This is a genomic window from Acinetobacter sp. ANC 3903, assembly GCF_002135315.1.
Classification (GTDB): Bacteria; Pseudomonadota; Gammaproteobacteria; order Pseudomonadales; family Moraxellaceae; genus Acinetobacter.
This window is the reverse complement of the sequence record NZ_NEGA01000006.1, coordinates 116,728-135,165: the sequence shown is the minus strand read 5'-3', so window position 1 is coordinate 135,165 and position 18,438 is coordinate 116,728. Positions and strand designations below refer to the sequence as shown.

Sequence of the window (18,438 nt, the reverse complement as noted above, 5' to 3'; positions counted from 1 at the left end):
TACCAACTATTGACTTAATCTCTACTTAAAGTAGTATTTATATCACCAGATAACAAAAAAGCACACCGACCGTCAAATCCAATGTGCTTTTACTCAAAGAGTGAGATAAGTATGAACCAAACACCATCCCACAGTCAAACCCCAGAGTTTGGCACTAATAAAAGTCAAACGACTTCCATTTTGTTTCAGCCACCCAAGCCTGAAGAAATGCATCTTTCTTTTTGGGCTAAATCTAAAGTGGTTTTCAAAGAAGTGGCTGCTATTTCCTTGATCGGCATCACCATTGTTTCCACCCTATTTACAGTTCAAAGCTGTTCAGATGATGCAGATCGTCAGGCAGTGCAGGCGGTTAAGTTTCAGATGGAGGTGGGGAAATGACTACTCAAATCATCAAGCAAACCCTTGCACCTGCTCAAGTATTTGAAGCACTGGCTAAGGGTTTCAATATCGAATATGCCGAAATTGAAACCAACGACTGGGAACCTTTAACACAACAAGCGCGTTTAGGTTTTGCTGATTTCTTTGGTGGCTTTATTAAGTTCCGTTTTGCACAGACTCTTGATGAAGGTTTGAAACGCCAGGCTAAAGCTAAATCTGAAAACTACTTCTCCGAATACTTGGGCTTAGATGGCGATAAAAACGAGCGCTACCGTATCGGTAAAGATCGCCCAAGTTTCTATGTACTTAAACCTAGCGGTCGCAGTGGTATCAACTTAGATGGCTTCATCATCTATAAAGAGTCTCAAGGCAATCTCACACTTGTAGAAAAAGACACAGCGCCAGATTGGTTAATAAAAGCATTAGTCACTGCACGGAACGCAAAACGGAATGCTGAGCGTAACCAGATTCTAGAAAATACTGGTCACTTCAAATCTGACGAATATAAAAAATGGGCTAAAACCCATCGTGCTGTGCATTAAGGGGAATTATCATGACAACTTCTAATAACTCAAATATGGATCTATGGGCATCAGTTTCTATTACTGATCCGAAAAAAGTTAAACCTATTACCGGGAAATCTTATAAAGGCTCATCCCCTCAACCATATTGGTTGGTGCAACGTGCGACTGAAACTTTTGGGCCATGTGGCTTTGGATGGGGCATTGAAATTGTTCAACAAGGTTTCCAGCAATGTAATGCCGAAACCATGATGCATTACGCTACTGTCCGAGTCTGGTATATGCAGGATGGCAAAAAATGTTCTGTTGAGCACATGGGTGGAACAATGGCCATGTATAAAACCAATGCCGGAAAAATGGTGTATGACGAAGACGCACCTAAAAAATCTGTAACTGATGCCATGGTCAAGGCACTTAGTTTCATTGGTTTTGCGGGAGATATTTTCTCAGGAATCTGGGATGACTGGAAATATCAGGAAATGGCAGCAGCACATTATAACGGTCAGAACCAACAGACTGCCCCGACGCAGCAGCATCAAAATAATCAGCAACCGGCTCAACAGCAATCAAGTGCTCAGCAAAAACCAAAACGTACCCAGGCACAGCTTTATAACGATGCTTTAGTCGCTATTAAAGATGCTAAAGACAAAGGGATTCTTAAAGCAGCAGCTGAAAGATTTAAAGGTACCACTTATGAGGCTGGTATCAAGAATGCTTGCCGTGCTCGCGCCGATCAGATGGGTTGGCCAACTCAAAGTCGATCGCAGCAACAAAATAACCAGCCTAGCCAGCTTCATCATTAATTAAACATAGGGATAAGAATATGAATATTTTAAATAGTAATGAAGCTTTTGCAGCAATGATGGCTGGTCGGAATATTATGTGCCGCGCTATTGGTGAATTAATCGAGTTTAATGATATCGATCAGTTCCCTGCCAACATCTTTGCTAAACAGGGTTATGAGTTTTGCATCAAAGTTGAAACCATGGAATTGGCTGGTATTACATTTGCCAAGCCTTTAACTCCTGAGGATGTGGTAGAAGATCAGGAAATATTCATTGTCCATCCCGACCATATTTCCCAGGTTAAATACAACAAACAGTGCATGGAATACTTCGCATCTGTGCGTAATGGTTTCGCCCAGGCAGATAAAGAAAATGCTGAACTACAGCTGCAGGCAATTGGCGAGCTGTTTGGCCGGAACATCTTTTATCCACCAACAATTGACAATACAGGTAAAACCAAAAAACGTCGTAGCCGTAAAACAGAAGAACCGGCTGCAAATGACCAAAATTCCACATCAAATGATGTGGAAGAAAAGGCATCTGAAAGTCAGTCAGATATTCAGATTACCGAACAAGGCCCAGTTACTGCAGTTGAAGATAATTTGATAGATGATCCTATCGAAACTGATGCAGTAAAGCTTGTTGAAAAGTTCACGGCAGAAATTAATGCCGCTGAAACTGTAGATGATGTTATGCGGATCCGCTATCAATTAAGTGCAAATGGTCATATGGTCCGTGGACAAATCATTGAACTGAATAAGTTGGGTGAAAAACGCATTGAAGAGCTTACTACACCTCCATCTGAGTCAAAGGATTTGTCGGTTAATGAACTAAAGCGACTACAGGAAGATGCTGAAAAGCTTATCCAATCTCAAAAAGATGATTCTTCGGAACAACCTGTTCAAGTTGATGAAGATGCTGTGTATAAGGAGCTGCTGGCTGATCTACTTGATCGAGTGACCAATGCTACTACTCCGGCAGAAGTAAATGCACAGATCAAATATACAAAGTCATGGACCGAAGAACAGCGCAAGCCATTAATTGATGCAATCAATAAACGTCTGGTAGAGCTTAATCCTCCAAAAACTCAATCATCACTTGCAGTTCGTATTCAGAAAGCTGAAGACCTGACTGAGTTAGATGCGCTGGAAATTGATGTGTCGGCATGTGATGAAGAAATTCAACCGCAATTGATGGAATTGGTTGAGAAGCGTCGTCTTGAATTAGATCCGTTTACTGCAGCGATTGGTGAGCCTTAATGAATTTCAACTATTCCACTATCACCCGAACACTCACAGTGTTCGGGGCAAAAATGACACACATATTTAACAACGTAGGTGTTGGTGAAATTGAAGAACTATTAATCAATGCGAAGTTTAAAGAAGCGACTTGGAGAAGATGATGGTTATTGAACTTAAGTTGCTGTTTGGGGTGATTCAAAGTTTGAAGGAGGTATCTTAATGGGGGCACTTAAGTACACCATTACGGTTGAGGCTGATGTAGAGCCTCAGCTTTATCTTGGCCAAAACATCTTTGGTGGGAAAATTGTTCAACTTAAGATGGAAGAATTGCCGGCTTTGGTTCCAGTATCGTGGCTAGTTGAAAAATATGGTTTAACCAAAACAACTATCATTAAAAAGCTTGAGGGCTACAATCAAGGTACTGATGGTAAGCATCTTTACGAAACCAAGACAGCTATGATGATTTTATCAAAGCCTCAAAAAAATAAACGTGGAGCAAAACGGGTCAATTAGACCCGTTCAACATTTCACTGATTTCGCTAGCTGTAGGATTATAATAAGTATTAATCAGAATCCCTGCAGTCTTATGACCAGTAATTTTCATTAGAATTTCAATTGGCACCTTTCTTAATTTAACCAATCTTGTAATTCCCTCATGCCGGGTATCATGGAAATGCAGTTCTTTGATATTTGCGCTCTTTACCCTCTTGCTGAACGTATTCTGAAAAGTACTACTGCTTATCTCAAGTAGCTGATCAGATCCATTATCTGGAATAAGCTTTAATAACTCTTTCGCACTATCCATTAATGGCACATCACGCGAATGACCATTCTTGGTATCAGGCAAGTGAATATAGTCTTTATGGATATTTGACCTTTTAATAGACAATATCTCCCCTTGCCGCATTGTTGTCTCAATAGCAAATAGGAAAGCCCAAGCAATAAAATGCTGTATCTCTGTTGGTACTTGTCCACGCTCATAATTATGGGCTTTTAGTACCAGATCAATTTCAGCATCACTTATACGTCGATTTCTTGATTTTGGCTGGGATGGTTTACTCACCATGGAGAAAGGATTACTTTCAATTAGAAAAAGTTCTTTCTGTGCATAGGTAAAAATTGCTGAGAATAAAGATATGTCACGAAGTACGGTACCAATACTGACACTTTTTAATCTTGAGTTGCGCCAATCCGTCAATATCTGAGGTGTAATATCGTGAACGGACATTTGCGAAATAACCGGATAGCTGTCAATAAACTGTTTGATTGAAATTCTAATAGTTCTGCTGGATTTCTTATGCCTGCCTATCTCTTCATAGTATTTATGCAGTAGTGCAGAAAATGGGTAGTGTTGCTTAACTTCGCTCTGATTCTTATTTTGCTCAGTCTTTAATTCTAGGAGTTTAAGCATAGCCCATTGCTCACACTCCTTTTCAGTGTCTCGTGTAGCACTGATACGTTTACCATTAAACATTAATTCAATACGGTATGATTCCCCACGCTTTCTTGCTTTTGGTAGTTTCATTTCTGGCGTAATCTTGGCGTAAATAATGTTTCATCTTAACTTATTTTTTGTCAAAAACGTCCAATATGTTCAATTAAAAGAACTTTCAAGGGTAATAATACAAGGGTTTAAAACTAAATATTTTATTTTAATTTATTGTTTTATAAGTGTTTATTAATTATTTCTTAGAAAACCACTTACAATTCAGTGATTTTAGATAGCACTTAACCATGGGGCTTTTTAATGTCTGAAATTCAAGAATAATTGTTGGGCAATACTCCACCACCAGCCATCTTTTGTATCAAATATCTTTTAAAAATGGATAATTAATTGGGTTTTATATCATATACCCAATTTCGAGCGTCTTTATCACTGGTCGTTTCACACACATAGTAGTCATGATCCCACGCATCTGAATGGAAAATTTCTTTTTTATGATAAGTGACATTCTTACCTTTTTCGACACATACAAAGCTATCGCCTTGGTCTTTGATTTGGGTTCCATTAAGGAAACCACCAATACAGAGGAATCGGGATTGTTTTGGCATATGCTTACATCAACTTTTTAAATCGCTACAACTTGCGTGATTAAACGACTTATTGCTACAACTGTAAAGTATAGCGAACGACATGCGTAGATGGACTGTTAATCAAACCAAGTAAGCTTAGCCTGAAAGATTAAAATCATGCTCAATACCGACAATTTGGTTTTGGAAGTGCTAGAAGATGCCTATTCGCATGAAATGATTAATTTTTGACTAATTATTGATTTCAATACTTCTAAAGTATCTTTCTTATATTTTTTATTAAAACCGCCAAAATAAGCTGGATGATACAAACGCAACCCACTAATTCCATTTATATCAACTAAAGCCATTTTTCTTTGAGAAAAAGTATCAATAGCTTGTGTGAATTTTGCATCTTTAAAATTGAATTTAATATCATGATCTCTTGTTGGACCTGTTAAAAAAATGACTAAATCAGGCTGAATTATTTCAAATTCTTCCTTTACAACACTAAAGTATTTTTGCTCTACAGCTCGACTAATATTATTAACTCCAGTTTTTCCATTACCCAAACCAAGTTTGGAAATATTATTCCATATAAAAATAGGTTCTTGAATAATCTTATTTTCGTTTAGAATTTTAGGAATATGTTTTTCATAAAACCTAAAAGCCTGCCAAAAAGAACTTCTTTGATAACCATCATAAAATTTTTTATCCCAGAAGAATCTTTTATAGCCATGCATTCCTTTTTCAACCCAACCATCAAGACTCGCCCCATCATCCCATCCCCAAGTTTCCTGACCATAAATCATAATTTTAAATTTATCTTCTAATGAATCAGGTACATCTAATAAAAAAGGCATTGCAAAATTATCAAAATAATTACTTTTTTCTAAATGATGAGCAAAATCATCCCACTTAGTAGAATACAAATTGAATAAGTTTTGTTTAATATTCATAAAGCACCATAAGTTTATAAATTTATTTTTTTAACACACAAAAAAATAAGGGCCGATTTCTCGACCCTTATTTTTAACTACTTAATCAATTAAGACAATTGAGCAGCAGCAATTTTCTTAGTATCAACGTCTTTAGCAGCGTCAGTATAGTCGCCCATTTTGTCGAAGCTTAAGTATTGATAGATGTCAGCAGACATGCTGTCAATTTGAGCTGCATACTGTTGGTATTCTTCTGGAGTTGGTAATTTACCAAGTACAGCAGCAACAGATGCAAGTTCAGCAGAAGCTAAGTAAACGTTCGCACCTTGACCTAAACGGTTCGGGAAGTTACGAGTAGAAGTCGATACACAAGTTGTATTCGGAGCTACACGTGCCTGGTTACCCATACACAATGAACAACCTGGCATTTCTGTACGAGCGCCAGCTTTACCATAGATGTTATAGAAACCTTCTTCCATCAATTGACGTTCGTCCATACGAGTCGGTGGAGCAATCCACAGACGAGTAGACAATACGCCACCAGGAACTTTCTCAAGTAACTTACCAGTTGCACGGAAGTGACCGATGTTCGTCATACATGAACCAACGAATACTTCGTCAATTTTCACGCCTTGAACGTCAGAAAGTAATTTCGCATCATCTGGATCGTTCGGGCAGCAAAGAACTGGTTCAGTGATGGTAGCAAGGTCGATTTCATACACTTTAGTGTATTCAGCGTCAGCATCAGCTTTAAGAAGTGATGGGTTTGCTAACCATTTTTCCATGTTCTCAACACGACGAGCCATAGTACGCGCATCGCCATAACCTTCAGAAATCATCCATTTCAACATAGTAATGTTTGATTTAAGGTATTCAGCAACTTTCTCTTCAGAAAGAGTGATTGAACAACCAGCAGCTGAACGTTCAGCAGAAGCATCAGACAATTCGAACGCTTGCTCAACAGTTAAATCAGTTTCCATTTCTGTTAAGTCGATCTCAAGGATACGACCAGAGAAGATGTTTTTCTTACCTTTCTTCTCTACAGTTAAGTCACCTTGCTGAATCGCAACATAAGGAATTGCATGTACTAGGTCACGTAGAGTGATACCAGGTTGCATTTTACCTTTGAACTTAACAAGAACAGATTCAGGCATATCAAGTGGCATAACACCAGTCGCTGCAGCGAACGCTACAAGACCAGAACCCGCTGGGAATGAAATACCAATTGGGAAACGAGTATGCGAGTCACCACCAGTACCAACGGTATCCGGAAGAAGCATACGGTTTAACCAAGAGTGAATAATACCGTCACCTGGGCGTAAAGACACACCACCACGGTTCATGATGAAATCAGGAAGCGAGTGTTGCATTTGAACGTCAACTGGTTTTGGATAAGCAGCTGTATGACAGAAAGATTGCATAACAAGGTCAGCAGAGAAACCTAGGCAAGCCAAGTCTTTCAATTCGTCACGAGTCATAGGACCAGTTGTATCTTGCGAACCAACAGTCGTCATCTTAGGTTCACAGTAAGTACCTGGAAGTACGCCTTGACCTTCAGGAAGACCACAAGCGCGACCAACCATTTTCTGTGCTTGAGTGAAGCCTTTGCCAGTAGCAGCAGGTTGAACTGGAGTACGGAACAAAGTAGATACAGGAAGACCTAAAGCTTCACGAGCCTTAGTAGTCAAACCACGACCAACGATCAGGTTGATACGACCACCCGCACGAACTTCGTCAAGAAGAACTGGAGTTTTAAGTTCAGCTTCAGCAATAACCGCACCGTCTTTAGACGCAGTCACTTTTGCAGCAGCATGATCGATGTTAAGAACGATTTCATCGCCCATGTTCATGTTAGCAACGTCGATCTCGATCGGTAACGCACCAGCATCTTCCATGGTGTTGAAGAAGATCGGAGCGATTTTAGAACCTAGGCAGTAACCACCGTCTTTTTTGTTCGGGATGTGAGCAATGTCGTCACCAAAGAACCAAAGAACAGAGTTAGTTGCAGATTTACGAGATGAACCAGTACCAACAACGTCACCTACGTAAGCAACTTGGTTGCCTTTCGCGATTAAGTCTTTGATTTGGTTTAATGGACCAACTTCACCTGGTTTTTCAGGGTTGATACCGTCACGTTCGTTTTTCAACATCGCATTCGCGTGTAACGGGATGTCTGGACGGCTCCAAGCGTCTTGTGCAGGAGACAAATCATCTGTATTTGTTTCGCCAGTTACTTTGAAAACTGTCAATTTAATTTCAGATGGAACGTCTGGACGTGTAGTGAACCATTCAGCATCAGCCCAAGACTGCATAACAGCTTGTGCATTTGCATTACCTGCTTTTGCTTTATCAGCAACGTCATGGAATGCATCAAATACAAGAAGAGTTTTCTTAAGCGCTTCAGCAGCAAGTTCTGCAAGTTCAGCGTCATCAAGAAGTGCAACTAAAGGTGCAACGTTGTAACCACCAAGCATAGTACCTAGTAAGTAAACAGCACGTTCTTTAGTGATTAAAGGAGATGTTGCTTCACCTTTTGCCAATGCAGCCAAGAATGCAGCTTTTACATAAGCAGCTTGGTCAACACCTGCAGGAACACGGTTTTCTAGCAAATCAACTAAAAATGCTTCTTCTCCAGCCGGTGGATTTTTTAATAGTTCAACCAAGTCAGCTGTTTGAGCATCGTCAAGTGGCTTCGGTGGGACTCCGAGTGCGGCACGTTCTTCAACGTGTTGGCGGTAAGCTTCTAGCACGGTGTTATTCCTCTTTTTAAAAAATTATCTACGAATTCCAGCTTATTCAAAGCTTCGCAAATAATATGGACTGCTAAATTTTACTAAAATTCCAGTTAAAAGTTAATGCAACTAAAGTGTTTCTTTGTGATGTCCATTATTTTGTAGCTAAATGATGTTCATATTGGTTACACATTAGGCAAATACTTCACTTTCAAGGCTTTTTAATAGCAAAAAACTGAGTTTTACCGGAACATTAAACATAAAAAAGACAACCTAATGTTGCCTTTTTTTCTTCTATAAAAATATTCAACCTTAGTGGACTGTGGTTTCGGATAAATATTGCTGTAATTCTGCACGATTGCCTGAAAATTTAAGCATGCATTGGTCTTCAAATAAGTCATTGTGATTAGAACTGGCAAATGAAATATCCACCATATAGCGTGGATTGTTTTCCCCATCAATTTTTCTGCGCAGAAATACTTTATCACCTACGCTAAGCACATAATTTCCACCACCAATAATGGCCATGCCTTGCTCATCTTCCAAAAGAAAATCTGCATGATGTAAGTAGCCGATCACATCCATTTTCCTGCTCCTACGTTATTGTTGTAGAGTTCATTATTCAATAATAAGATAAGCTTTTCCATATTTTTCATTAAGTAAATGTCACAATTTGTACTAAATTTTGCTTAGGCTATTTTTATTATTCAGCAATAAAAAAACCGTTCCTTAGAACGGTTTGTAATTTGGCATTTTGTCATGCGGTGTAGAAATACATTTTTCAGTAATTTTTTGCTTGAACTGATTACGGCTTGCTTCCGGATCTTTCGTTATTTCTTCTAACGGTAATGCATAAACCTGCTCAATAATATCCAAAATAAAGGTTTTGGTGATTTCATCTTCAATTTTGTTGGCATGTTCTATGGCAGCCGCTTTGGTAATGGTATTTTGACGATCATACATAATGTTGTTCGCAGCATTACCCATACTTGTACAATAGCCTTTCCACTGCTCTTCAGGCGTTAACGGCTTTTTTTCAGCACATCCAACCAAGGCAACCAATACCGTCAAAGCAAATAATTTTTTCATCAATGTTCTCCTGTTGCCCCCTATGATAATCAAAGTTAAAGAAAATACGAAATCTCCTGGCCCGAAATCAGAACAACCACTTCAAAATAAACCTAATACTTCCAAATACTGATTGATACACCCCTATGTACGCTTATTGAATATGCTTATTTTTCATAACAAATTGATTGCTTTTATAAAGAAACGATTAATTACGAATGAAATGAATAACAGCAGAACTTATCTCGTTTATTATTTGTACAAACCTACATCCTATTACAAATATTAAATTATTGTTTTTATTAAAGGTATTTATATAATTACAAATTATAGAAGATAAAAACCCGAATAAATAGATATTCGGTTGCATAAAATGAAACATCGCTATATACTTAATCCCAACTAGAAAAATAGTTTGTTCTGGTAAATCTTTTAGTATTTCGCAGTTTTAGTCATAATCCTTCGTTTTTTCAGATTTAAAGTTCCATTCTTCTTTTCAAGTTAAATCATCAAGCTTTTCAATAAGCTAAAAAATATTTTCATAGGATTTATATTATGTCTAACACTGTAAAAGGTACTGTAAAGTGGTTTAACGAAACTAAAGGTTTCGGTTTCATTCAACAAGAAAATGGTCCTGACGTTTTCGCTCATTTCAGCGAAATCACTGGTAACGGCTTCAAAACTTTAGCTGAAGGCCAACAAGTTGAATTCAGCATCGCTCAAGGTCAAAAAGGCCCAAATGCTGTAAACATCGTAGCACTATAATTTTATAATCACGCTTACAGCAGTAAGCCGGATTAGAAAAAAGCGAGAGTTAAACTCTCGCTTTTTTGTATTTAGGTTCAATAAAAATTGAACCTATTTTCAAGGTGTTTTATTTAATAATTGATCCACCAGCTCATTGATTTTAGTCTCGGTACTTCTCCATTTATTCAAAGCCAAACCTCCATTGCCTTTTAATCTAAAGGAAGCTTCAGATACCTGACGACCATCTTGAATCAGATTAAACCGTGCCGACACCATATATGGAGCCATATCCCAAGCTCTTAACGCCGTATAATGCAATGTGGTTTGACAGAAGCCTAAATTATCGGTTTCCTTATAAGTTTGCGCCTGAATGTGATAACGTGCAAAACTCTTTGCAACCAATTGATCAAAATCCTGAATGATGACTTTTGGATTATGAACAATACACACCTGTTTAATTGACTCCGGATGAAATCCTATGCTGTTATTCACCTGAATGGCCGTACAACCAGTCAATCCAATCGCTACTATTCCCACCATCAATAATTTTTTCATTCCAAATCTCCTTTATAATTAATAATAAATCAGCAAAAACAATATTTTATATCACAAAAAACCGCCCGAAGGCGGTCAGTGATGAAAAGAAGATCGCATCGCTAAATTTAGAAGCGCCAGTTATAGAATACATCGATGGCACGTTCTAGTGACTGACTTGCTTCCAGATATAAACGTTTATTCATTTGATAACGTAAGGTCAATTTATTCACTGGTGTAAATACCCCAACACCATAACGGATAAACAGATCCGGGGTAATATAACCCGTCACACTCACTTGAGTATCATCCCCTGTTCCCTGAGCATCCAGAGCCAAGCCACTTAGACCAAAAGTACGTCCAATCTGGTTGGTTAGCGCACGGGTACCGCCTAAGCCCATACTGATTCCGGCAGCAGCAATGGTATTGTTTACATCGGACTTGAAGCCTTCGGCCTGACTAATACCGCTAGTACCTTCATTAATACGACCAGTAATTAAGGCGTTCAATGCTTCTTGCTCAGATAATCCAGCATCGTTATAGACCTGAATATTTGGAGTGGTTGCTGTACCGGTGACCCGCACCCCAACCAAGCTACCTTGTACACTCTTATTGGCATCAATATCTAAAGTCGGGTTATATAAAGGCCCGTTAAAACGTGCAATCGCACGATTTAAATCCAGACTTTGTCCATAAGCTTCAATTTTTACCCGCTGGCTAACCCCTATAGCACCATTGGCACGCATAGCCGTTTCAAGCCCGCGTTGTGAGAGGTACAAACGCCCTGCCAGTGGAATACGGCTATCAAAACCTTGGAAAATCACCTGATTACCCAAATTTACCAAGACATCGGCACGAATATCCCAAGGTCGGGCAGCTCTTAATATGGCCAGCTGATCCTGTCCTTCACGCACAATCCGTACATCTGAAGATACATTGACCACCGGTGCTGAAGCTTCAGGCATAGAAATTAAGGCACGTGGCACATCCACCTTACCGTTTAAAGTCAATTTTTTCTTAAATGGCAACATGTCCAAAGTCAAATCTGGCGTAACCACGGCGGTAATTAATGGTGCCTGTCGAACAAGCAGGTTTTCACCTTTTAAATGCAATTGAATACGCGGATCATCTTTCCAGTTTACGCTGCCGGTTAATGCACCCGCACCTTGTCCACTATTAAATGCTCCATTAATGGTGGCATGATCTTGGCGTATAGAAGAATAAACTTGAATATTGGTTAAACTCACCGGCAATGAAATCATGCTGATTGCCCCATCTTTCAGGCGCATTTCACCATTCACTAAAGGCTGCGTTAATGTACCGCTAATTTTTCCGGCAAATGACAAGTTACCAGCCAAAGAACGGATATCTTGAATAAAGGGTTTAAAGACTTTCAGCTGCACCTGATCGAAGGCAATCTCACCATGCATCGGCATATTGTCTTTATAAGGATCAATAATTACATTGGCATAACCGGTACCAATTTCAGGTGTTTTAACATCTAGACGAACTTGTAAACCTGTAGCCACACTTTTTGCCACTACCGCAATTTCATTATAATTAAGCGTAGAACCGGTATCTTGTGGATCTTCGGCCGCAAGCCCTATCACACCATTACGTGTCACTAGTCTGGCATCAATTTTTGGCTTGCCGCCTTGTACCCAGGCAGCTTTGGCATAACCATTGACCTTACCGGTAATTTCCAGACCTTCAGGCATAAAGGCAGCAAAATCATTTAAGTCGACATTTTTGGTAATAAAGGAAACATTACCCTTGGTTTTGCTCACCCGAATCGGTTGGTCAAAACACAACTGGCTTTGCTGGCTCGACCAGCAATGTGCGCCTACAAATAATTCACCTTTTGCCGAGCTATAAATCACAGAGGCATTTTGACGTTGCACCAAACGTGCACGCAAAGAGTCAAAATCACCGTTCTGGATTTGTCCCAACCAATCATTCTGTGCATTAAAACCACCGGCCAATTGCACATAGAATTTGGAAATTCGGTTTTGTGCCTGTACTTTCAAGATGTGAGCTTTGCGGGTACCGGCCAGTGAAATTTCACCCTGCTGAATCTCACGCTTACCACTGCGCAAGTTTTCCATTTTCGCAGTCATCAGCGTCGGGGTTGATTCCGAAGTCGGCAGCTCGCCCTGTACCCGCAATTTTTTTACACTAAATAACTGGTTAAAACCGAAATCATCTACTGCCAGATTTGCAGTTGCTTGCAAGCGGGGCTGTGATTGCACATTCAAATAGCCATAAGCACGACCACGCAGACCGCTGTAAATTTCATACAAGGCTGGCGCATTGATTTTCAGTCTTAAGTTCTGTGCATTGCCTGTGGCTTGAACCTGGTTTTTGGCATAAGAGAGATAGAGGTTATTTGCTTCAAACTGTTGGGGCAGGAAGCCTTTTTGATTTGAATCGATCACCACAGCCAGATTACCGGTTCCCCGTACAGGTTTATTGTTGATGATACCAGCGATATTCAATTTCTGGATATTGATACGCTTTAAGGTTTCTGACCAGACTCCTTCAGTTTTCACATTACCGGAGAGTTCACCACGTAAAGAGGAGACAAAATAATGCGGTTTAAAGCGTACCAGAGAGGCATTGATATTCCAGCCAAAGCCATTTTTAAGATAAACCAGACCACTGGCATAAAGTTTCCCGGCAATGCCTGAATGTTTCAGTTCATCCACTTTAATTAGTTCCGGCGTACCGGAGATCTTAAACTTGAGCATGCCTTCGCTGGCAGGAAGCTGACTGGCATTCAGTGCTCCATCATAATTCACGGCAAAACTTTTAAACGCACCACCCGCTTTCTGATCATTAAACAAAATCGCTGCGGTACTACGACCGGTTAAGCGTACAGTTTCGTTGTTATTTTGCTGTGCTAGACGACCGGTTAAATTAATCGCATCCAGATGGATAATTTGCTGATTCGGTTTGGCAAAACCATTGGCTTTGACCTGACCATTAAGCAAATTAACTGGTGCAGCCACCGCAACCGTTTGCGGATTAAAATCTTTGGCATTAACAATGGCATTCCATTTCAATTGACGTTTTTTAGTCGGCAATTCTACTTTTGCATTACCTGTTAAACTGCCTTTGCCCGCCACATAACTAAAGCTTGGGATATTTAAATTATCATTTTTTAGATTGAGCTGTGCGGTATACAGGCCCTCAGGCAACATGCCTTTATCATGTTTTGACACCGCTGTGGCAACATGAATATCCTGCTTGCCTTCAACCAACGCGAGTTTAACATCACCCGATTTACTGCTTAACCAACCCACGTAAGGCACGGCACGATCAATATTTTGCCAAGCCACATTTAGCAGCATCGGGTTTGGTTTTTTGCCTTTCTGCTCCGCCTGATCGAGCTTTAAGTTCCATGTTTCATAACGGTCAAAATTCACCAAGGCCGTCAGATGCATGCCATCTTGCAAACGACCTTTAGAGGCAATTTTGGCATCCAGACTTGGCGGCAAAAAGTCCTGAATGATTTGCGGAATCAGTTTGTCTTTGGGATTGATTTTATCGACACGGCCATTCATATCCCAAGTGACATGATCTTTCCAGCTCACTACACCAGCCACATTCACCGCACCATTCATCAGCTGGCCATTTAGATTGCTAATGTCGAGTTGATGTACCAAGTCGGTATGCATGCTGCCGTTATATTGGCCTTGCGGAATATTCTTGCCGCTTAAGTCTGTAATTGCATCAATATTTAAACGCTGAATATCACCATTAAATTTCGCCACACCATTCTTGGTATATAGCTTTTGTTCAGTCAGTAATGGCCAATGGTATTTTTTAAGCTTTAACTCACCAAACATGGGAACATGCTTACGCACTGGATGTAATACTACCCACCCGGTCAACAAGTCTGGAGTATTGGTGGCTACACCGGCCTGAATGGTATCCAGTGAACCTTGCGCCACGACTTTAATATCATGAATATTCAGATTTTTATGAAGTGCAGGAATATTCAGGTCACCCACGGCATTTAAAGGATATTTCCCTTCAAACTTCATGTTTCCGCTGGCATTTTTCACAGAAAGATAGCCCATATCCATCCGGGAATCTTCAAACTTCAGTTCAGTCCCCGACCACAGGGCTTTATTCAGGTGAATATCGTGAAACTTTACACTTGCCGTAGCAGTCTTAATCAGCAGATGATCGACATCTGCAGTATCTAGACGTAACACAAAGGGCAAGCGAATTTCATTAAATTTAAATGGTTCATCGCTGGGTGGATGCTTGCTAATAATTTGCAGATTACGCACATCGGCACGATTCAGGTGAATTTCTTTTTTAAGGATGGCACGCCACCCCAAAGTGACATCTGCTCGGTCAATTTTAACGTCTACAGGTTTGAGCGTGACTAAAATATTTTTTAGGATAATGCCGCTTAACAGATTGCCGCCTTCATATTCATAATGAATAATGTGCTGACGCTCTAAAACACGATCCAGCAAAAACTTGCTGCCTTTATCGGTACTAAACATTACAGCGAAAGAAGCAATCAGCAAGACAAACACGATAAGCAGTGTGAACAGCACACTCCTTAGAATACGACGCTTTTTAGGTCTAGGTGTTTCGGTCTCTGGTTGCTGTTCTACTTCAGCCATAATACTCTCTAAAAACTAAGATTTATAAAAACCAAGATTTATAATTGTGAACCAATAAAGAAATGCAGACGTATTGGATGGTTGTCATCAGAAATGCCTGAAGCCACATCTACGCGAATAGGGCCAATGGGCGATGCCCAACGCAGCCCCAAGCCCACACTATATGCTGTAGGCGTATTAAGGGTTTTGTCGTAAGCATTGCCGACATCACTAAAAATGGCTGCACGCCAGCCTTCTTTAAACTGATAGTTATATTCAAGTGATCCCACAGCCAAAGCCTGGCCACCGATTTTAAATCCATTTTCTTCTGGCGATAAACTTTTATAGTCAAAACCGCGTATAGTCTGGTCACCACCAGTAAAGTAACGCAGATTATAAGGCACCTTGCTAAAGTCTTGGGTCAAGATATAACCTAAATCACCGCGTCCTACAAACTGATGATTGTCATTTTCACCCAAAGAGTAAATAAAACGCCAGCCTGCATTGAGAATAGCCATATCTGCATCGGACAATAACGATTCACTGCCGAGTTCCACTTTATAGGTCTGCTTAAAGCCTTTACCCGGGTTAACACGTTTGTCACTGGTGGTACGAGACGCTTCATAACCAAACAATAAAGATTGTTGCTGTTCATTGGAGTTCGCCAGGAAGGTGTCCGGAATTTCACTCGCGGCAATTTCACCATTTTGGGTCAGCTGATCCAAACGGTAACGAAGACCAAAAGTATGTTGCCAGCTACCGCGCGGTTTTTTAATAATTCTGTCCACACCAGCCACGGCAGATTCAATCTGCAAGCTATTGCCTTGGGCAACATTATCACGTTGCTCATGCTCATAACCCCCCACAATACTGATATAGTCATTGATTGGATGGTGATAAGGAATATTATAATGCCCGTCTATAGACTGACGAATTTGAGAGAGTTCGACGTTGGCATCAAAGGAATGTCCACGGCGGTTGACAATGGCACGGCGGTACTGACCACGTAAACGCGTACCTGTATCTGTACCATAACCCGCCCCCAGCTCTGCACTATTCAAACGGTCTGCGTTTAAAGTCACAATAACCGGAATTTTTTTCTCTTCACGCGCCTGAACTTTTAAACGTTCTTCTTCAGAATCTTTCATTTCCTGCTCTGCACGCATTTGACGTAGATTTTCATCCCCTTCAGTTTCACCTTTACCGGCAAATTGGGTTTCATCTGCTACCGATTGCGTTACCTCTTTTGCAGAAGCGACCCGTTTTTTATCCTGCACAGCCGCTTCGCTTTCAGATATTTTTTGCTGATCGACCAAGGCCTGAATATCTGGTGGTAATTCCAGCGATTTTTCAATTGGATCTGGGTGTACTGCATTCACCAAGGTGTAATTAAAATAACGCGAGTTGGTGAGGTTATTGGCCAAGCCATTGACACGCCAAAAGGTATAGTCGGCACCATCTTCCCAAGAGACCATGCTTTGCAACACATCCATATCGATTGGAAGTGGTTGTGTCGGATCACTCATACGAAACTCAACAGGGCCTAACTTATAACGTTCGCCTGTTTCATAACGTAAATTCACATCTGCCGTGTTTTGCGGTTGGGCCACTTTGACATCATGCAAACGCCAGTAACCATCAAAGAAACCGTTATTGGATGCGGCATCGTTAATACGGGTTTTGGTTTGTTCATATAGACCATGATTGAAAATATCGCCTATATCCTGATCAGGTAAAAGCCGGATCACCTGGAACTGGGGCTGATTTTCCCCTGCACCACTCAATTCAATATTCTGCTCTTTAATTTGTACCGGTGCATTTGCCGTCACTCTGACCCGAACCCGGTTTTCACTGAGTTTCTCGAATTTAAATTCAGCATTATAAAAACCCATAGCCTGTGCAGCCTGATTGGACAAGGTTCTCAACTGTGGCAATGCAGATGGAAAATCGCTAAATGATTCCTGAGTAAAACTGGAAAGTTTAGCTTTGAGATTTGTTTTCAGATTGTCCAGTGCCTGAGCATAAGCTTTAGCTGAAACATCGCTGCTGTTTGGCGTAGCAACCACAATCACATCCGCACTGATACGATCTACCTTGGCGGTATTGAATTGACGCGGCGGGCGTATTTTGTAGAACCAGCGTTTAAAAAAGTTGGGTTCTTCGACTTCATCTGCTGGGGCAAGTTCAGGCAAGGTTTTACCCGCTTCATTGGCTTCAACCACAATCTGGCTGTCGGCCTGAATAGTTGACATCAGCTGATCGATATTCACCGGTGCCTGATTAATTTCAACCAGTTCCTGCTGTGTGGCATCAGAAACTACCGCTTCTGTGCGCTGACCTGCACGGTATTGCTGGGCTTCTTTTTTCGCCTCTTCAGCGACACGAAAAATTTCATTTGCCATGTCTGCACTGACAGGTGTAATCGGCAGTTCTTCCAGATCCTCAAATTCAATCGGTTTGAATTCTTCCAGAGGCTGTGTTGCCTGTTCTTGCTGCTCCAGCATTTGCAGGCTATCAGGTTCAGTTTGGTTTTGGATACTTTCTAATTTTTTCAGCTCTTCACTGCTGCCCACACCCTGTTTAACAGCTTCATTCTTGAGCTGTTGTTGAAATTCTGCTTCAGTGATTGGGGTATTTGGCTGAGTGACTTGTGCAAAACTGTGTTGAGCCAGTAACATGAATACCAGACTGAGTCCGAATCGTTTATGCTCATTGTTCCACTGTAAAATGGAATTAACACTTAAACTAAGTGTCGACTTTTGAAAATTCAGTTTTGAAAGCATAAAAAACTCTAAACTCATATAATATTTGTAATGGAAATGCCTGATGAAAGCTTGCTAACAAACTCAAATCTATTGGAAT

The 18,438-nt window shown here is 40.4% G+C and carries 15 protein-coding genes; 6 read left to right on the top strand and 9 right to left on the bottom strand.

What is annotated here, in order from left to right; all coding sequences use genetic code 11:
* Positions 1–111: 111 nt before the first annotated feature.
* The 5 genes from B9T29_RS06205 to B9T29_RS06185 all read left to right on the top strand — a co-directional run bounded on the left by B9T29_RS06205 (position 112) and on the right by B9T29_RS06185 (position 3,438).
* Entirely contained in the window at positions 112–378 is a 267-nt protein-coding gene (locus B9T29_RS06205; RefSeq protein WP_086175087.1) for a hypothetical protein, read from the top strand.
* Complete coding sequence (locus B9T29_RS06200; RefSeq protein ID WP_086175086.1) at positions 375–920, top strand: hypothetical protein; 546 nt, start codon at positions 375–377, stop codon at positions 918–920. Before B9T29_RS06205 ends, B9T29_RS06200 begins: the two co-directional genes overlap by 4 nt.
* A gap of 11 nt (positions 921–931) precedes the next feature.
* Entirely contained in the window at positions 932–1,702 is a 771-nt protein-coding gene (locus B9T29_RS06195; protein WP_086175085.1) for a hypothetical protein, read from the top strand.
* 20 nt (positions 1,703–1,722) lie between these two features.
* Complete coding sequence (locus tag B9T29_RS06190; protein WP_086175084.1) at positions 1,723–2,943, top strand: hypothetical protein; 1,221 nt, start codon at positions 1,723–1,725, stop codon at positions 2,941–2,943.
* Positions 2,944–3,144: 201 nt separating this feature from the next.
* Complete coding sequence (locus B9T29_RS06185) at positions 3,145–3,438, top strand: hypothetical protein (protein WP_086175083.1); 294 nt, start codon at positions 3,145–3,147, stop codon at positions 3,436–3,438.
* Here the strand turns inward: B9T29_RS06185 and B9T29_RS06180 are convergent.
* The 6 genes from B9T29_RS06180 to B9T29_RS06155 all read right to left on the bottom strand — a co-directional run bounded on the left by B9T29_RS06180 (position 3,431) and on the right by B9T29_RS06155 (position 9,694).
* Positions 3,431–4,450 (bottom strand): tyrosine-type recombinase/integrase, encoded by a 1,020-nt coding sequence (locus B9T29_RS06180; protein ID WP_086175082.1) that lies wholly within the window; start codon positions 4,448–4,450, stop codon positions 3,431–3,433. The genes B9T29_RS06185 and B9T29_RS06180 overlap by 8 nt on opposite strands.
* A gap of 305 nt (positions 4,451–4,755) precedes the next feature.
* Positions 4,756–4,977, bottom strand: coding sequence for a hypothetical protein (locus tag B9T29_RS06175; protein WP_086175081.1), 222 nt, complete (start codon positions 4,975–4,977; stop codon positions 4,756–4,758).
* A 182-nt stretch (positions 4,978–5,159) separates the two neighbouring features.
* On the bottom strand, positions 5,160–5,894 hold the full coding sequence (locus B9T29_RS06170; RefSeq protein ID WP_086175080.1) for a hypothetical protein: 735 nt from the start codon (positions 5,892–5,894) through the stop codon (positions 5,160–5,162).
* An 89-nt stretch (positions 5,895–5,983) separates the two neighbouring features.
* Positions 5,984–8,623 (bottom strand): bifunctional aconitate hydratase 2/2-methylisocitrate dehydratase, encoded by a 2,640-nt coding sequence (locus B9T29_RS06165; protein ID WP_086175079.1) that lies wholly within the window; start codon positions 8,621–8,623, stop codon positions 5,984–5,986.
* 294 nt (positions 8,624–8,917) lie between these two features.
* Complete coding sequence (locus B9T29_RS06160; protein WP_086175078.1) at positions 8,918–9,190, bottom strand: hypothetical protein; 273 nt, start codon at positions 9,188–9,190, stop codon at positions 8,918–8,920.
* A gap of 144 nt (positions 9,191–9,334) precedes the next feature.
* A complete protein-coding gene (locus B9T29_RS06155) occupies positions 9,335–9,694 on the bottom strand; it encodes a hypothetical protein (protein ID WP_086175077.1) in 360 nt (119 codons plus the stop codon).
* Positions 9,695–10,228: 534 nt separating this feature from the next.
* Here B9T29_RS06155 and B9T29_RS06150 point away from each other — a divergent pair.
* Positions 10,229–10,438, top strand: a complete 210-nt coding sequence (locus B9T29_RS06150) for a cold-shock protein (protein ID WP_086175076.1) — start codon at positions 10,229–10,231, stop codon at positions 10,436–10,438.
* Between the two features lie 99 nt (positions 10,439–10,537).
* On the opposite strand, the gene B9T29_RS06145 is transcribed toward B9T29_RS06150, so the two are convergent.
* From B9T29_RS06145 to B9T29_RS06135, 3 genes are all read right to left on the bottom strand, one after another.
* A complete protein-coding gene (locus B9T29_RS06145) occupies positions 10,538–10,975 on the bottom strand; it encodes an Sbal_3080 family lipoprotein (protein ID WP_086175075.1) in 438 nt (145 codons plus the stop codon).
* A gap of 107 nt (positions 10,976–11,082) precedes the next feature.
* On the bottom strand, positions 11,083–15,597 hold the full coding sequence (locus B9T29_RS06140) for a translocation/assembly module TamB domain-containing protein (RefSeq protein WP_086175074.1): 4,515 nt from the start codon (positions 15,595–15,597) through the stop codon (positions 11,083–11,085).
* Between the two features lie 38 nt (positions 15,598–15,635).
* Positions 15,636–18,359: an autotransporter assembly complex protein TamA gene (locus B9T29_RS06135; RefSeq protein WP_086175073.1), complete on the bottom strand. Its 2,724-nt coding sequence runs from the start codon at positions 18,357–18,359 to the stop codon at positions 15,636–15,638.
* Positions 18,360–18,438 lie beyond the last annotated feature (79 nt).

Coding starts and splice junctions, on each gene's coding strand:
- B9T29_RS06150 (WP_086175076.1), top strand. CDS start 10,229: ATGTCTAACACTGTAAAAGGTACTGTAAAGTGGTTTAACGAAACTAAA.
- B9T29_RS06160 (WP_086175078.1), bottom strand. CDS start 9,190: ATGGATGTGATCGGCTACTTACATCATGCAGATTTTCTTTTGGAAGAT.
- B9T29_RS06205 (WP_086175087.1), top strand. CDS start 112: ATGAACCAAACACCATCCCACAGTCAAACCCCAGAGTTTGGCACTAAT.
- B9T29_RS06145 (WP_086175075.1), bottom strand. CDS start 10,975: ATGAAAAAATTATTGATGGTGGGAATAGTAGCGATTGGATTGACTGGT.
- B9T29_RS06180 (WP_086175082.1), bottom strand. CDS start 4,450: ATGAAACTACCAAAAGCAAGAAAGCGTGGGGAATCATACCGTATTGAA.
- B9T29_RS06185 (WP_086175083.1), top strand. CDS start 3,145: ATGGGGGCACTTAAGTACACCATTACGGTTGAGGCTGATGTAGAGCCT.
- B9T29_RS06155 (WP_086175077.1), bottom strand. CDS start 9,694: ATGAAAAAATTATTTGCTTTGACGGTATTGGTTGCCTTGGTTGGATGT.
- B9T29_RS06200 (WP_086175086.1), top strand. CDS start 375: ATGACTACTCAAATCATCAAGCAAACCCTTGCACCTGCTCAAGTATTT.
- B9T29_RS06190 (WP_086175084.1), top strand. CDS start 1,723: ATGAATATTTTAAATAGTAATGAAGCTTTTGCAGCAATGATGGCTGGT.
- B9T29_RS06170 (WP_086175080.1), bottom strand. CDS start 5,894: ATGAATATTAAACAAAACTTATTCAATTTGTATTCTACTAAGTGGGAT.
- B9T29_RS06140 (WP_086175074.1), bottom strand. CDS start 15,597: ATGGCTGAAGTAGAACAGCAACCAGAGACCGAAACACCTAGACCTAAA.
- B9T29_RS06135 (WP_086175073.1), bottom strand. CDS start 18,359: ATGCTTTCAAAACTGAATTTTCAAAAGTCGACACTTAGTTTAAGTGTT.
- B9T29_RS06195 (WP_086175085.1), top strand. CDS start 932: ATGACAACTTCTAATAACTCAAATATGGATCTATGGGCATCAGTTTCT.
- B9T29_RS06175 (WP_086175081.1), bottom strand. CDS start 4,977: ATGCCAAAACAATCCCGATTCCTCTGTATTGGTGGTTTCCTTAATGGA.